Source organism: Chondrinema litorale (genome assembly GCF_026250525.1).
Classification (GTDB): domain Bacteria; phylum Bacteroidota; class Bacteroidia; order Cytophagales; family Flammeovirgaceae; genus Chondrinema; species Chondrinema litorale.
This window is the reverse complement of record NZ_CP111043.1, coordinates 2269971-2284837: the sequence shown is the minus strand read 5'-3', so window position 1 is coordinate 2284837 and position 14867 is coordinate 2269971. Positions and strand designations below refer to the sequence as shown.

Below are 14867 nucleotides of genomic sequence, written 5' to 3'. Positions count from 1 at the left end.
ATTGCTCAATTCTGATTCCAATTATAAAAAAATGAAATAAACTTTTTATTAATGCTGTAATTCGGTGATGGCCAACCAAACTAATAAACCAGCTCCAGTTTCTAAAGCAGCCTCATCTATATCAAAAGTTGGTGTATGCACACCAGAAATAATTCCTTTCTCTTCGTTTCTTACACCAAGTCTGTAAAAACAAGCATCTACCTCATGAGAGTAAAATGCAAAATCTTCGGCAGCCATCCAAATATCTAAATCAATCACATTCTCTTCTCCCATATAAGAAATTGCTGCATTTTTTAGTTTTTTAGTCAATTCAGGATCATTTGCTAAAAATGGATATCCATGTTTAATATCAAAATCAACCTCTGCTCCCATGCCTTCTGCAATGCCTTTAGCAATTTTTACCATTTTCTCTTTTGCTTCAGCTCTCCAAGGTTCGTTTAATGTTCTGAAAGTACCTTCAATATAGACTTCGTTTGGAATTACATTGGTTGCTCCATTGGCAATTACTTTTCCGAAAGAAAGTACACTTGGAATTTTTGGACTAGAATTTCTGCTCACGACTTGTTGCAATGCAACAATAATATGCGAGGCTATTAAAACTGGATCGACCAAACTCTCTGGCATTGCTGCATGGCCACCTTTACCTTTTACAGTAATATATATTTCGTCAGCACTGGCCATATACATTCCTTCTCTAAAACCAACTGTTCCAACTGGTAAGTAAGGCATTACGTGTTGACCAATAATTCCAGCAGGTTTAGGATTTTTTAAAACTCCTTCTTTTATCATTAAAGATGCACCACCTGGAATTTTTTCTTCGCCTGGTTGGAATATGAGTTTTACAGAACCTTCAAAATCTTCTTTTACTTTATTTAAAATAGATGCTGCACCTAATAAAGAGCTTGTATGCACATCGTGACCACAAGCGTGCATTACTCCATTATTTTGTGATTTATAAGGAACTTCGTTCGCTTCTACTATTGGCAAAGCATCCATATCTGCTCTGAGAGCAACCATCTTTTTTTCTGGATTTTTACCTTTGATAATGGCAGTTACACCAGTTCCTGCAATTCCTTCTTGTGGAGATAGTCCTATCTCTTTTAGTCTCTCTGCAACAAATTTCGCTGTTTGATACTCCTGAAAAGAGAGTTCAGGATGCTGATGGAGATGTCTTCTGGTTTTTACAATTTCTCCATGACTATCTTTTGCTAACTCTTGTACTTTCTTCTTCAGTTCCATAGAAATATTTTCTAATACCATATTGCTAAGTTAGCATGTATCAGAATAAATATGGAAAGAAAATACATTAATAAAAAAACATGGATGGGTATTGCAAACCGAACCCAGAAAAAACAAAGCTCTATTTAATATTACAATAGATCAAATATCTTTTAAAAAATCATTTGCTTTTTCGGCATAAGAGCTAGATGTTTTCCCTAATAAATTCATTGTGGCTATAGCTTTATCTTCTTGCCCAATTTTATATAAACAAAGTGCCATATACCAGTTTGCAGGATTTACAAAACGCTCATCATTACCATTTGCTACATTTTGTAATATAGAAATAGCCTCTGCATAATTTTTAGTTTCTATATAAGATAAAGCCAGATAAAAATTTGATGCATCTGTTTTAGTAGCCTGACTACTAAATGCAGTAATGGCATTTGCATAATCTCTTTGATCATAAAACTTATAAGCAGATTCTTTCTCTATATTATTATCACTTCTTTCGGTAGGAGAAACAATATTGGGATATGTCTGATAATAGCTCTCGAAGAGATTTTGGTTACTTGTTGGGGAAAATAAATAGGCAATTAATATTACTGAAATGGAAGCTGCAACTAATAACCCATTCTGAAGTGAAATTACTTTAGTTTCTTTCTGTGAGTTTTTGTCTGCTTGTTTGAGCTTATCTTTTAATTGTTGGTTAAAATGATGATTAATTCCTGAGACAATAGCTCCTTGAATTTTTACTTCATTAGCAAAATCCTTATTGGAATCCATATAGTTCTCAAAATCACTTCTGTCATTTTGAGAAAAACTATCATCTTCTTTTAGATAAGCATCTATTTGGTCCTGGTTGTACTTAAATTCCTCCATCGTTTGTTATTGAAACACCACAGTTGCTAGCCTTTCAACTCATCTTTCAGATACATTTTTTTAACCATTTTTTTTAGCTCGTTCATGCATCTTACTTTTTGGGCTTTTACAACTTTATCGTTTTTATAGTTTAATTTTTTTGCTATCTCACTCATCGATAGATTTTGATAATAATATAATTTCAAAATCGATCTGTTGGGTTCTTTTAATTTATCTATAAGACCTGCAATTAATTGCTGCCTCTCATTATGTACTATTACTTCATCTATATGCTCAGTTTTACAGATTTGAGGTTCTATTAAAATGTTATCGTCAGATATTTGTCTGGCAGATTTATTCAAACGCTTAATGGCTATATTTTTAGCTATCGCAAACAAATAAGTTTTTATACTACTATTAAGTTCTACCAGCTTATCATTTTTGATATTGTTATAAAAAGCAATAATCGTATCCTGATAAACATCCTCACATTCCTCCACACTCAAATTGTAATGCTTTCTGGCCCAGTTAATAAATTCTGTTTTGTGTTTTGTATAGACTTTAACTAAAGCATCTTCATTTCCCTGCTTTATCTGTTTGAGAATTTTCTTCTTGTTGTGGAACACTATAGTCATATACCTCAAAATGTAAAAAAGTAAACAAAGTAAAAAAATTCTTTGCGAATGTTTACCTCATTCCTACGAAAAGTACTAAGCAATGAACAATGTCACGCTAAAAAATTTGTGAATAAATCTTTACAACTAAAATTTATTTTAATATGAATTTAACCATTATCAAGGAAAATAACTTTAGCAGGTATTTATTAGTACTTCTCTTATCATTAACATTTTTTACTTCTTGCGACGAAGAAGAAGATCCTCTATCAGGTACATTAACTGCAAATGCCGGTTCTGATCAAGCTGTGGAAGCTGGCCAAACAGTTACACTTGATGGCTCAGGCTCATCTGATAGTGAAGGAAATACCTTAACTTATTTATGGGCTTTTACATCTGTACCTTCTGGTAGTACAGCTACTATTACAAACTCTACTTCTGAAACTGCATCTTTCGTTCCAGATTTAGCAGGAGATTATACAGTAAGTTTAACAGTAAGCAGTACAGCAGGATCAAAAACTGATGAAGTTACTATTAGTGTAACAACACCTTCAGCATTTACTATTGAAATAAGTGGAACCATTTCAACAGACTCTGTTTTAACCGATATTTTTGTTAATTCTGATGTACCAGATTATTTGGTAACTGGCAATGTTACAATGAACAATGCTAAGTTAACCATTCAACCGGGTGTAGTTATAGCATTCCAATCAGACACAAGACTGTGGATAGATAACGATGCAACCATTTCTGCAAAAGGTACCAGCACTAATCCAATTTTATTTACTGGCGAACAAGAATCTAAAGGTTTCTGGACAGGAGTTGCTGTGTGGACAAACTCAACTGAAAACGAAATGGAATATGTAACTATTGAATATGCTGGTAGTAGTAATCATGGTTATGGTGTTCCAAAAGCAGGTTTAGCCATTGGAGATAATGGTAAACTTTCAGTAAGTAATAGTACAGTTTCTAACAGTGCAGACTATGGTATGTATGTAGAAGGTTCTGCTCAGATTAATACATTTTCTCAAAACACTTTTGAAAATAATGATGGGCTACCAATGTCTGTTCCTTTTATTCAGGCAGTAAATTTAGACGGTGCTTCTTCTTTCAGTAGCGGTAATGGCGATAACTCGGTTGAAATATTTCAAACTACTGTTGATGTAAGCTCAGAAATTACGCTTCCTGCATTTGATGACGATACTCCTTACTTTGTTTCTGGAAATATCACTTTAAATAGTGGTGTAGTAATTGAGCCGGGTGTTACTATTGAGTTTGGTGCAGATCATAGAATGTGGGTTGATAACGAAGGGTATCTATCTGCGGTAGGTACTGAAGCTGACCCTATCGTATTTACTGGTCGTCAAGAATCTCCTGGTTATTGGGTTGGTCTAGCATTCTGGACTAATAATGTTCAAAATGAACTAGATTATGTAGAGCTTTCTTATGGAGGAAGTAGCAATCATGGTTATGGAATTGGAAAAGCAACACTAGGCCTTGGAGATAATGGTAAACTTTCTGTTACTAATTCAACTGTTTCTTATAGTGCTGAATATGGTTTCTACCTCGAAAAAGGAACAGTATTAGAAAGTTTTGCCAACAACTCATTTGTAGAAAACGTAGGTATTCCATTATCAATGGAAGCAAATAATGCAGGTGAATTAGACAATACTAGTACTTACACTGGTAATGCAGATAACTCAATTGAAATATTTGCATCAAATATGACTTCTGTTTCAACAATTACATGGCCTAAAATTAATGATGGAACACCTTATTACGTAAGTGGAAATATTGAAGTAAATGGTGGAGGATTAATTATTGAAGCAGGTGCTACTTTAGAATTTGGTGCAGATGTTAGAATGTGGATTGATGATGATGGTTATCTTGAAGCTATTGGTACAAGTACCGATAAAATCACATTTACTGGTAGATCAGAATATGCTGGTTACTGGGTGGGCTTAGCTGTTTGGACTAATACTACAGCTAACCAAATAGATTATGCAGTAATTTCTTATGGAGGAAGTAGCAATCATGGTTATGGAATTCCTAAGGCTAACTTAGGTGTTGGCGATGGAGGAAAACTAAATGTGACCAACTCAGAAATAACTAATGGTGCTGAATATGGTATTTATACTGAAAGTGGAACAACCATAAATGCAGATGTTGCTACTATAAATACCTTTAGCAATAATGCAACTGCTGATGTAGATGTTAACTAAAAATAGATAAACATAATTTAGAAAGCCTTTCTCAATTGAGAAGGGCTTTTTTATTATAGTACAGAATATAAAATGAAAATCAATTTCTTAAATTTCGAACATTTAGTAAGCTTTTACTTTTATCATTAAAAAATAAAATGAAACTTTAAGAATCTGCTAAAAGCTTTAGGGAAAAGAAACTACAACATGTTCGGATTTTTTAAAAGGAAAAAAAAGGAAGAAAAAAAGCCTGCTCCTCAACTAATCGATCTCAATAATAATCCTCTGCAAGAAGGTGATATTGTTGAGTCATTCAGATACGATTTGGGAAAATGTAAAATCATAAAAGTAGAGAACCATTTCTACTACGAATCATTAGAAAGTGGCGATAGGGTAATTTGGGTTAAAATGATCGATGCCTCAAATGATTTACAAAAAGTAAAGAAAGTTATACAATGAAAAATATAGTTGTACTTGACGGATACACATTAAATCCCGGTGATCTCGATTGGAAACCCATTGAAGAACTAGGAAAGATTACTGTTTACGATAGAACTCCTGCTGAAGAAGTGATTAAAAGATGTGCTGATGCAGAAATAGTAATCACAAACAAATGTGTGTTGGATAAAGAAATACTGAAACAATTACCTAACTTAAAATACATAGCTGTTTCGGCAACTGGTTACAATGTAGTTGATGCAGAAAGCGCTAGTGAAAAAAATATTCTGATAAGCAATGTACCAGGTTATGGAAGCTCGGCTGTAGCCCAACATGTTTTTGCATTGATACTCGAAATTAGCAATCACATTGCTGCCAATGCAAGTTCTGTAGATCAAGGAAAATGGACAAATTGCCCAGATTTCTGCTATTGGGAATACTCTATAAACGAATTGGAAAACAAAACACTTGGTATCGTTGGTTTTGGAGCAATTGGCCAAAGAGTTGCCAAAATTGCTTTAGCATTTGGTATGAAAGTAATTGTAAAAGACAGAAGCCCTGAGAAGAAAAAAACAGCAGGGGTTGAATTTGTAGAGATAGATACTGTTTTTGCAAATGCTGATTTTATAACACTCCACTGCCCACTTACAAGTGAAAATGAGCAATTTGTAAATAAAAACATGCTCTCTAAAATGAAAAAATCTGCTTCGCTCATTAATACTGGTAGAGGTGGATTAATTAATGAAGCAGATTTAGCCGCGGCTTTAAAAACTAATACTATTGCCTATGCCGGTTTAGATGTATTGAGTAGTGAACCTCCACAAAAAGACAATCCATTAATTGGTCTTGATAATTGTTTTATAACACCTCACAATGCTTGGGCAGCAAAAGAAGCCCGCGAAAGGCTACTTCAAATAATTGCAAAAAATATCAAAAGTTTTCTTGATGGCTCCCCACAAAACATTGTAAACTAATGTGTTCAGTTTGCTGAATAATGTTGTAAAAAAGTAACCAACTTCTCAAAATTTTTGAGTTGTAAAGGTTTAGTGCCATAAGTCTTTAATGCTTCGCGGTAAATATCTTTTATCAACTTATATTTTTTATTATTTACCAACTTGGCTACAATTAAACCCTTAAAACATCGGTGAGATTGGTTATATACAAACTTACTTGGTTTTGCTGGATAGCGATTAAAAAGTATATCAATATATTTTATGCTAGAAACTTTATCTAAAAAGCTAAAACCTTCATGTAGCATAAAGCTTTCTATTTGCTCACAAATCAATTCTAAATCGTCGTTGTCTGTTGCTTTATACTTAAAATATTTATTATTGGTAAGTTTACCGATTGAGATAATTATAGTATTTGTATCATTTTGAAACTCTTTGTAATTATCTAAAAATTGCTGGACAATTTCTTCTACTAAATCATTTCTAACACCAAGATTTAACTCTAACCAGCATTCATCTCCATAAACACTTGGTGAAAAAATAATATTTTTAAAACCACCACTATAATATTTTCTGAACTGTTTTTTCCCTGCCATCATTTCATATCCACGATCATAAAAAAAATCGTAAAGTTTATGATATAAGGATGTTTCGAACTCGTTCAAAGTCATGCCTATCTTCTTTTAATGAATAGAACGGGATGCTAATACAATTGTTAGTCTAAAAAATCTTCTAAAATTAGAAGACAACTGTAAACAAATATCTTATAACTGACTCCTGCCCTTTTGAATCTGTCGCTTTTATGTAAAGGATGTAATTTGTTCCTGGTTGAGCATTTTCTGGAATCACAAAAGAACTATCGTCGTGGAAATCAGATAGGTTTACAGGCAATTCTACAAATGTATTAAAAGTATATGCAACTGTTGGAGGCAACCCTTCTTCGTACCAATACATTTCCAATAAGCTTAAAGCATTTTGCTCTTCTATTTTACCTGCAAAAGTTATGTAGTCTCCCACATTTACTGGAATATAACTTACTTCTGAAAAACCTGTAAGAACTTTATTTATATATGTATTGGTAATAATTAAATCTGGTGGATAATCAGGGATAACATCAATATAAATTTTATACAATTCAGAAGTGTTACCCGCACCATCTGTCGCCACAAAAGTTACTTCTCTAACATCTCCGATATTATCGGTTAAAGGTACACTAAAGTTTAGCTCGACAAAACTTTCCAGATAAGTTTCTTTATCTGTTGAATTTATAGTAACACTAGCAAATTCTTGTAGAGACTCTGTTGATTTGTTGTAATAAACTGTAACATCTTGCAGCAATTTATTTTCTTTTACAAGCATGCTCGTAATGCTCAACTCACTTCCCTGAATCACCTTTACTCGGTTTTCTGAGTTTATTAAAGGTGCAGATTCCTTCACATAAAAAGACGGAGCTTCATCATCACAATCAACCCAAATATTAAAAGTCTCTATTGTTGTATTATTAAATGTATCAATCGCAATTACATTTAATTCGAGCAATGTACTATCTGGAGTATCTGGCGGAATTCTTACAAAATCTTCAAAAATTTCAGAAAGCTGAATGGAATCAGTTGAATAAAAACTCAAGTTTTGGTTATCTTCTCCAAAAGAAAATCCCACTTGCGAGAGCTTTAAATTATCAGTTACATATCCTTCAAATGCAATTACCTCTGAGCGACAAGCCGTGTAAACACTATCGCTCAACTTATCTAAACTGATGTTTAAGTTATTATAGGCAGGAAAGTTTTGATCAGCTTCCAGTTTAAATACTCTTCTAACTGTATCAGGATTTCCTCCTTCATCAAAGCCATACACAGTAAGTAAATAATCGCCAGTCTCTTTATACTCTGGTATTTCTATTTCAAAATCAGGTGCAATTCTTCTTCCTCTTATATCAAATGTGCTTTCATAATACCAAGCATCTGGGCCAGGTGTAGAAACATCAGACATTTTTTCTATCACAAGACTACCACTATCTAAACCACTGTTATCTGTAAATATCACCGAAAACAAGATGGTATCTTGATAGTAATAAACTTCATTAATATCAAAAGAATTAACCTGAGGACTAATTTTGTCTTCAATTGGAATACAGCTTTTCAAACAATAAGCTGTCACAAGAATTAAAAAATATATTTTGATATAGCGCATACCGAGAGCCATTCTTAATTTAAGAATTAACGCCCGATGGTAAAAACCTATGTATGTTTCAACAAAAAAGGCTCGATCATTTTATTTCAACCTTTCAAATCTGATATTTAGCTGATAAGATTTGATAGTATATGGATATTGAAAAAACATTAAAAGAGCTGTATAATATTTTACCTGTAAAAATTAAACCACAGGTTGGCTACGATACTCAAAACTTTCTAATTGAAACCAAGCAAGATAAATACATTCTAAAAAAATATATCGGTATTACTGATGATACTCATGAACTCAATTACGAAAATGAAGTATTAACTTTTCTTTCTAAGAAACTTCCCTCCCGTTTTCCACAGCCAATTAGTAATATTTCTGGTAAGTATGTCTCGAAAGATGAAGAAGGAAATGCACTTAGAGTTTTATCTTATTTAGAGGGTAGTTTTTTTTCAGAAGTATCTCATACACCAGAACTATTTACCTCTCTTGGTAAATTTATAGCTGAGATGGATTTAAAACTTTTAAAGCTTCAAATTCCAGGATTGGCAGCAAAAGAAGATGGCTGGGATTTACAGCATTTCTTGAAGAATGAAGATAAACTTGACTATATAAAAGATTCACATCTAAAAAAATTAGTCCATCATTTCATTATCCAATATAAAAATCAGGTTTTACCTTATCGATACAAACTGAGGAAATCCATTATCCACTCAGATGCCAATGAGCAAAACATATTGGTTGGAGAAAATAAAGTGACAGGCTTTATAGATTTTGGAGACATGTGCTACTCTCCATTAATTAATGAGCTAGCTATTGTATTAACTTATGCGATTATTGATAAAAAAAATCCACTCGAATGGGCGACATATATTATTAAAGCTTATCATAAAATACTTCCTTTAGAAGATATTGAAATTAAATTGCTCTATTATTTAATTGCAGCCAGACTTTGCACCAGTTTATTGTTCTCTTCTTATTCCAGATTTATTCAACCAGAAAATGACTATGCTACTTCAAGTGAAAAATCAGTCATCCAATTTATAAAATGTTGGGTAAGCATTTCTCCAGAAAAAACAGCAAATACATTTTTTAAAGCAATCGGTAAAAGCACAAGTTCAATTAGTACAGATATTAGTCAAGAAGTTAACCGAAGAAACCAATATTTTTCAAAAGCATATTCACTGAGTTACAGTAAGCCTATAAAAATGGTGAGTGCAGCTTTTCAATATATGTTCGATGCTGATAGCAATACATATTTAGACGCTTACAACAACATTCCTTTAGTTGGTCATTCTCATCCAAGAATTACTGAAGCAGCCCAACAACAAATTGCATTATTAAATACCAACACCAGATATCTATATGATAATCTTCATGAATATGCCGAAAGACTATTAGCAAAATTTCCGGCAAAGCTCAACAAGATATTTTTTGTAAACTCGGGTAGTGCAGCCAGTGACTTAGCTATGAGATTAGCCAGAGCTTATTCAAATAAAAAAGAAATTGCTGTAATGGAATACGGATATCACGGTAATACCCAACAATGTATTAATATTAGTTCTTACAAAGCAGATGGCAAAGGTGGCAAAGGCTTGAATGATTATGTGTACAAATTACCACTGCCAGATGCTTACAAAGTCGAACATGCCGGAGAAGATGCTGGAATTTTGTATGCGCAAGAAGCTATTGACTTATTAAAAAGTAAGCCGAGTTTACCCGGAGCTTTTATAGCAGAGCCAATTATTGGTTGTGGCGGACAAATTCCATTACCAGATGGTTATTTAAAAAAGCTTTATGAGTTTTTACAAGCTCAAAATATCCTTTGTATTTCAGATGAAGTACAAATTGGAATGGGCAGACTTGGCTCAACTTTCTGGGGTTTTGAGCAACATGGCGTAATTCCAGATATTGTGATTATTGGAAAACCTATTGGAAATGGGCATCCAATGGCTGCTGTAGTTTGTTCAGAAGAAGTTACTCAAGCTTTTGAAAACGGTATGGAGTTTTTTAGTTCTTTTGGTGGTAATCCTGTTTCTTGTAGTATTGGCAATGCAGTATTAGATGTTTTAGAAGAAGAAAATCTACAGCAACATGCAAAAATTACTGGTGAGAATCTCATTCAAGGATTTAAAACTCTGGCAAAAAATTATGCTCAAATTGGAGATGTAAGAGGCAGCGGTCTTTTTCTGGGTATCGAAATAGTAGATCAAAACGGAAACCGATCAGAACTTGCCGGTGAACAAGCAGCCATTATAAAAAATAAATTGAGAGATAAATTTATTTTGAGCAGTACTGATGGCCCCTACGAAAGTGTATTAAAGTTTAAACCTCCGTTGTGTTTCAATACAGAAAATGCAAATCAACTTTTAAATGCTGTTGAGCAAATTTTAAAAACAATGTAATTTGAACATATTAATCCCTTTGGTTTAAATAGGCTAGTGTTTCATCAACAGAAATTAAATCGCCTTTTTCTCCATAGATTTTTATACGTTCAATTTCACCATGAATCAACTCTGCTCTTTTGCCTTCGGTTTTACCTTGCGAATGCACAACCGATTCTGTCCATGAGAAAGGTTCTCCTGTATAACTGTAAACTTTTAACTCTGGGTAAATTCTAAGTGTAGCAGAAACTGCGGTCATATATGCTCGCAATTGATGGAAAGGCGTAGCACAAACCAATAAAGTTTTATATTTTTTTTCTTTACAATGTGCTACAACCGATAATGATTCTATAAGTGTATGTAACATTTTATCATCATCACTACTTACTCCTTCTATCTTAGTTTCGGGAATAGCATTTTCTAATAATTCATCTTTAAAAAATTGATAACCACCATAACCACTCATAGCTTTGGTTTGCATAATGAGTAATTTATCAGCTAAGTCATTTTTAACTATCTTTTTGCCAGAAATAGCAACAGAAGGTTGATTTTGCGGGGTTTGACTATAAAGAAAAGCAGCATCGCAACTTTTAGGCAGAGTATCGTTAAAAATTCGGACAGCCAGTTCAAGCAGGTTGTTCATAGATTTTTTCTATTAATTTTTTTGTAGATATTATTTAAATTGATAGTAAGTTTATAAAAATGATTTTAACACTTTTTTTAACAATATAAAATTTATCGAATATCAATTATTCTTTAATTTTCTACGATTTTTCAAATCATTCCAAATGCCTATGTCGTAATGCTACAGTAATAATGAAATAATTTACTACTAGCTGAAAAAAGGTTATGAGATTTAATCTTACCTTATTTTTTTTATTTACCGTACAATGTCTGCTTGCTCATCAAACTCAAGGTAAAAACATACCTTTTAGCATCGATAAAGAAGCTAAATATTATGTAATTCCCTTTAAACACATCGAAATATTAAAAGATAAAAGTAAAAGTCTAGATATTTTTGATGTACGTGATGGTGTTTACAGCCAGAATTTTTTCACCTACAAAAGTTACGATCAGGTAAATTCTTTTGAAGAAGCCTGGTGGTGCCGTTTTTCTTTACAAAATAATACCAAGAGTTTTTTTGACTGGAAAATGTACATCGGCTTTAACAACATCATCGATGTATATATACACCGACCTAATAATCAAGTAATTCATAAAAGAGGTGGGCAATATGTACCTTCTTCTGAAAGAGATGTAATTGAGGGCAGAGTGTCTTCTTTTAATCTTGGTATGGAACCGGGCGATTTGGTAACGATTTACATACGGGTTGAAAATATAAATCATCGCCTTCCTTATTTTGAGCCTGTTGTGGTAAACTCAAGCTACTGGAACAAAAGCATTCAAAAAAGAAACCTGTTCGAAGGTATTTTTTATGGAATTATGCTAATAATGGTTTTCTACAATGCTTTCATTTTCCTTTCTTACCAAGACAAAACTTATATTTATTATGCAGGCTATATTCTCAATGTTTCCTTTTACTTTTTTGTACTTAAAGGATTTACTAGAGAATATTTCTTTCAAGAAAATCCTTTATTAGAAGCTTATGGCTGGCAAATAGCATTGGGCTTGAGTCCAATATTTTACTTTCAGTTTGTAAGAACCTATTTAAGTTTGAAAGAACTGGTTCCGACTTGGAACAAAATAATAAAATATGCAGAGCTATTTTGTGCAGTTGTATTAGCCATTCAACTGGTAATTACCTACTTCACTTTTAATATTCAATTTGTAGGTACTATAGCTTATTTCATTCTCATTTCTCAGGCTATATTCTCATTAATTCTATTGAGTATTCTGGTAAAAACTCGAAACAAACTTGCCTACTACATTGCAGCAGGTTCTTTGTGTTTATGGACAGGCGGAATTATTGGCTTGTACTTTACCGTTACCGAATATTTTATGGACGGATTGGTCTACGGGCAATATGGCGTAATTGCCGAGGTACTTATATTTTCTTTAGGTTTAGGCTACAGAATGCGTGAAAACAAAACTGAAAAAGAGAATGCTCAAAAAGCACTCATCAATCAATTTAAAGAAAATGAAAAGCTTCAAATTCAGATTAATCAAAAATTAGAAGCCAAAGTAATTGAGCGTACAAAAGCACTACAGAAAAAAACCATTCAGCTAGAGCAGAGAAACGAAGAAGTTACTGCCCAAAGAGATTTGCTTGAACTTCAAAACAAAGAAATTGAAGAAAAGCGAAATATGCTTATGCAGCTCAACGAAGACAAAAACCATTTAATCGGAATTGTAGCTCATGATTTACGCAATCCACTTTCTACTGCTTTGAGTATGTCTGAACTGGTTTACTCTGATGGAGATAATTTGGACGACGACCAAAAAAGTAGTGTAAATCTTATTAGCCGATCTCTTAGAAGAATGAATGAGATGATTGAGAAAATTCTCGATATGCGAGCGATTGAAGCAAAAAAAATCAATATGCATTTTGAGAAAACGGATGTAGCGGAAATGGTAATGCAGGTTACAGAATCTTTTAAAAGTGAGGCGAATAAAAAAAATATTTTATTTAAGATTGAAACTGAAAAGGTAAAAGCTAATGTAGATAAAAGCTACTTGATTCAAATATTAGAAAACCTGATTTCCAATGCTTTAAAGTTTTCTCCTTTTGACTCCAACATCATTGTAAAACAATATTTAAAAGAAGACAAACTATTAATTGTGATAAAAGATAAAGGCCCAGGTTTAACAAAAGAGGATCATCAGAAGTTATTTGGTAAGTTTCAAAGACTAAGTGCCAAACCAACCAATGGTGAACCATCTACAGGTTTGGGACTTTCTATAGTAAAAAAGTATATTGAAGCGATGAATGGAAAAATCTGGTGTGAAAGTAATTATGGAGAAGGTGCCAGTTTTATCATAGAACTTCAAAATAAATAGTATTTTTAAGAATTGAATTTTAGCTTACCGGATAATGATAAAGATAGACACCAAGTTAGTAGAGCAGCTTCTAGAGAAAGCGAATAATTCTGAAAGAAAAAGAGCAAACTATAATTTTCACGATAGTGAAGATGATACATTACAAAGAATGCTCAACTGTTTAAACGTGGGCACTTATATAGCTCCACACAAACACGAAGATCCGGATAAAAGAGAAGCTTTTATTATTTTAAGAGGAAAGATTCTTATAATCACGTTTACAGAAACAGGTAAGGTTACCAACCATACTTTATTAGAAGAAGGTTCTGGAAATGTAGGAGCAGAAATTCCACCAAGAACCTATCACACCCTTATTCCTCTTACTTCTGGTTCTGTTCTATACGAAATTAAAGATGGACCATGGGACATTAATACAGACAAAGTATTTGCACCGTGGGCTCCAAAAGAAGGAGACGAAGAAGCTCTAACTTATAATGAAAACCTTTTAAAAGGATTAGATTTTAACAATTAGATTTTCTCGTAAACAAAGAATGTAAAATCGTGTGAGTTTTGGGCATCAGCTTTTACAAATTTCTCTGATACGATTTTCCATTCATTTTTATCAAATTCAGGAAAAAAAGCATCACCTTCAAAAACTGCATGCACTCTAGTAATATACAATCTCTCTGCTATAGAAAGTGCTTGTTTATATATTTCACTGCCTCCAGAAATAAATACTTCGCCATCATTTTTTGCGGCTTCTATGGCATTTTCCAAATTATGAAAAACCTCAAGACCATCTTTTTTATAATCTTCTTTTCTGGTTACCACCAGATTTCTTTTTTCTGAGAAGAAAAAGTCTGGCGACTCTGCCGTTTTTCTTCCCATTATAATGGTCTTATCTCTTACAGTATTTTTATAGTATTCGAAATCGGTAGGTAAATTCCAGATAAGTTTGTTGCTTTTACCTATTACATTGTTCTCAGATACAGCAGCAATCATCGACAAAATCATGGCGAAAATGTAATATTTAGTTATTCTGATTGATTTAATTTACAAGGTTGAATTTATAATAAAATCATTAAA

At 32.9% G+C, this 14867-nt stretch carries 13 protein-coding genes; 6 read left to right on the top strand and 7 right to left on the bottom strand.

The annotated features are described in order from the left end of the window. Positions 1-48: 48 nt before the first annotated feature. The 3 genes from OQ292_RS09440 to OQ292_RS09430 all read right to left on the bottom strand — a co-directional run bounded on the left by OQ292_RS09440 (position 49) and on the right by OQ292_RS09430 (position 2714). The gene (locus OQ292_RS09440) at positions 49-1239 is read right to left on the bottom strand and encodes a M20 metallopeptidase family protein (RefSeq protein WP_284685813.1); all 1191 of its coding nucleotides are present in this window, start codon (positions 1237-1239) and stop codon (positions 49-51) included. 141 nt (positions 1240-1380) lie between these two features. Further along, on the bottom strand, positions 1381-2100 hold the full coding sequence (locus tag OQ292_RS09435) for a tetratricopeptide repeat protein (RefSeq protein ID WP_284685812.1): 720 nt from the start codon (positions 2098-2100) through the stop codon (positions 1381-1383). A 26-nt stretch (positions 2101-2126) separates the two neighbouring features. Further along, the gene (locus OQ292_RS09430) at positions 2127-2714 is read right to left on the bottom strand and encodes an RNA polymerase sigma factor (protein ID WP_284685811.1); all 588 of its coding nucleotides are present in this window, start codon (positions 2712-2714) and stop codon (positions 2127-2129) included. 143 nt (positions 2715-2857) lie between these two features. On the opposite strand from OQ292_RS09430, the gene OQ292_RS09425 reads away from it, so the two are divergent. From OQ292_RS09425 to OQ292_RS09415, 3 genes are all read left to right on the top strand, one after another. Next, on the top strand, positions 2858-4915 hold the full coding sequence (locus tag OQ292_RS09425) for a PKD domain-containing protein (RefSeq protein ID WP_284685810.1): 2058 nt from the start codon (positions 2858-2860) through the stop codon (positions 4913-4915). 186 nt (positions 4916-5101) lie between these two features. Continuing rightward, positions 5102-5353, top strand: coding sequence for a hypothetical protein (locus tag OQ292_RS09420; protein ID WP_284685809.1), 252 nt, complete (start codon positions 5102-5104; stop codon positions 5351-5353). Continuing rightward, the gene (locus OQ292_RS09415) at positions 5350-6306 is read left to right on the top strand and encodes a D-2-hydroxyacid dehydrogenase (protein ID WP_284685808.1); all 957 of its coding nucleotides are present in this window, start codon (positions 5350-5352) and stop codon (positions 6304-6306) included. Before OQ292_RS09420 ends, OQ292_RS09415 begins: the two co-directional genes overlap by 4 nt. 5 nt (positions 6307-6311) lie before the next feature. Here the strand turns inward: OQ292_RS09415 and OQ292_RS09410 are convergent, their stop codons facing one another. Together OQ292_RS09410 and OQ292_RS09405 are read right to left on the bottom strand one after the other, a co-directional pair. After that, positions 6312-6953: a hypothetical protein gene (locus OQ292_RS09410; RefSeq protein WP_284685807.1), complete on the bottom strand. Its 642-nt coding sequence runs from the start codon at positions 6951-6953 to the stop codon at positions 6312-6314. Between the two features lie 67 nt (positions 6954-7020). Beyond that, positions 7021-8424, bottom strand: a complete 1404-nt coding sequence (locus tag OQ292_RS09405; protein WP_284685806.1) for a DUF4625 domain-containing protein — start codon at positions 8422-8424, stop codon at positions 7021-7023. A gap of 179 nt (positions 8425-8603) precedes the next feature. On the opposite strand from OQ292_RS09405, the gene OQ292_RS09400 reads away from it, so the two are divergent. Then, a complete protein-coding gene (locus OQ292_RS09400) occupies positions 8604-10865 on the top strand; it encodes an aminotransferase class III-fold pyridoxal phosphate-dependent enzyme (protein WP_284685805.1) in 2262 nt (753 codons plus the stop codon). Positions 10866-10875: 10 nt separating this feature from the next. Here OQ292_RS09400 and OQ292_RS09395 read toward each other — a convergent pair whose 3' ends face one another. Next, positions 10876-11487, bottom strand: coding sequence for a YdcF family protein (locus OQ292_RS09395; protein WP_284685804.1), 612 nt, complete (start codon positions 11485-11487; stop codon positions 10876-10878). Positions 11488-11693: 206 nt separating this feature from the next. Here OQ292_RS09395 and OQ292_RS09390 point away from each other — a divergent pair, with 206 nt between their 5' ends. Both OQ292_RS09390 and OQ292_RS09385 read left to right on the top strand, forming a co-directional pair. Further along, the gene (locus OQ292_RS09390) at positions 11694-13802 is read left to right on the top strand and encodes a sensor histidine kinase (protein WP_284685803.1); all 2109 of its coding nucleotides are present in this window, start codon (positions 11694-11696) and stop codon (positions 13800-13802) included. 34 nt (positions 13803-13836) lie between these two features. Next, positions 13837-14313: a WbuC family cupin fold metalloprotein gene (locus tag OQ292_RS09385; RefSeq protein ID WP_284685802.1), complete on the top strand. Its 477-nt coding sequence runs from the start codon at positions 13837-13839 to the stop codon at positions 14311-14313. Here the strand turns inward: OQ292_RS09385 and OQ292_RS09380 are convergent. After that, positions 14310-14783 (bottom strand): dihydrofolate reductase, encoded by a 474-nt coding sequence (locus OQ292_RS09380; protein WP_284685801.1) that lies wholly within the window; start codon positions 14781-14783, stop codon positions 14310-14312. The genes OQ292_RS09385 and OQ292_RS09380 overlap by 4 nt on opposite strands. Positions 14784-14867: the final 84 nt, after the last annotated feature.